Origin of the sequence: Maritimibacter sp. 55A14 (assembly GCF_003122205.1) — a bacterium.
Classification (GTDB): domain Bacteria; phylum Pseudomonadota; class Alphaproteobacteria; order Rhodobacterales; family Rhodobacteraceae; genus QEYE01.
Genome location: NZ_QEYE01000059.1, coordinates 1 through 1,585, shown reverse-complemented (window position 1 = coordinate 1,585; position 1,585 = coordinate 1). Strand labels below are relative to the sequence as shown.

Annotated in this window: 1 protein-coding gene; it reads right to left on the bottom strand. The window is 57.1% G+C overall.

Features of this window, described 5'->3' with window-relative positions:
- On the bottom strand, window positions 1-1,190 hold a 1,190-nt coding region (locus DDZ14_RS19155; protein ID WP_109426569.1), incomplete at its 3' end, for a cytochrome P450.
- Window positions 1,191-1,585 lie beyond the last annotated feature (395 nt).

Below are 1,585 nucleotides of genomic sequence, written 5' to 3'. Positions count from 1 at the left end.
CGCACCCCGCTGGCCCGATACGGCTGCGCTGTGTGATGGCTACACCGTATCGGGCCAGCTACCCATGCCCAAAGGGGGGTCATTTTTGGACGCCTATAGGAGGTCAATATTGGATGCCGTTTGACACTTATGGCTATTCTGGCTTCGAGACGCGCCAGGTGCAGTCCAATGCATTGGTGAATTCCACTGCCAAATCCCAGGTGGCGCTTGTCATGGCGTGCGATATCGAACTGGCCGGGATGCTCAAACCGGAGTGGGTCACGATTGGCATCACCGATCATAAGGCGTATTTTGGTGCCTTTGGGAAGCCGCAGGCCATGGATTTCCACGTCTTCCAGCAAGACACGTCCCGTCCGCTGAATAGTGCTTTCCAAGCGCAACGTCTCCTCAACCACCCGATCGATGAGGTCAGGGTCTTCTCTGAGGCGGGCCGCGACCCCCGGATTCTTCAGCAAGATCAATAAACACGAACCAATTAGATGCGTGGTTGTCGCATGCCCGGCCGTCAGAACAAACACTGCTGTGCCGACGACTTCGTCCTTCGTCAATTCGCCGCGAACTAGGTAGGCGTTGGCCAGCGCCGAGAGCAAATCGTCGCGAGGATGCTGGCTGCGCTCTTTCACCAGTTGTAGAACGCGTCGCCGGAACTTCAGGAAAGCTGCCAAACGGCGCGGGAATGCGGAACGCTGGAGGTCAGAGTCGACAAGTGCCGCCATTTCATCGGACCACCGCTTGAGCGGGGCCACGTCTTGCTCAGGGAAGCCGAACATCTCGGCGATGACACGTGTCGGCAAGGGGGCCGCGAAGTCGGCGATGAAATCGAACTGCTGGGACTTGCCCATCGGAGCGAGCAGGTCTTCGACGATGGTTTCCACGCGCGGCTTCCATGCCGGGATTGCTCGGACGAGAAAGAAGGGCTCGATGACTTTCCGCAACCGTGTGTGGTCGGGAGGATTCAGTGAGACCAGAAAGCCCGACTCGACGGCATTCGCGAGGGCGCTAAGCCCGACACAGCGCAAGGCGCGAAGAAGGTGCGGTGGGGCCGGAGCAGCTCCGAAACGCTTGTCCTTGAATGCCGCCGACACATCCGCGTAGCGATAAAGACAGTACCGGCGGCCGCCGGGTGCTTCAGTGGCATACACTGGATCACTCTCTTGGAGATCTGAGTGTTCTTGGCGCGGCGTGTCCATTCTGTGAGCCTAGATCAGGAAGTTTCGAGCGACTGAAGCCAAAGTACTATCCGCCGAGACAATAATTGATCGAATGATTTCAGGGCTCGAGCAACGTGGAAAGAAAGCATGGCATTCCAAACGAAGAGTTTGTGGCAGGTATGTCGGATCAAGTAGGCGAGAGCGAAGCAGGATGTTTACGTACGTCAATTATACATAATTATAATTAGGATCGGATAAAATTTGCGGGCAACTCGACGACCGCTTTGTCCCGCTGACCGGCCACTAACAGGCTGCTGAAAAACACCGGGGTCGACGCGGTTTTGAGAACATGATTCACCTTTGTCACGGTTGCGACAGGAGGTGGCGATGCGCGGGACGGACGAGGCGGCGGGATCGCTGTTCAGCTATGTCGA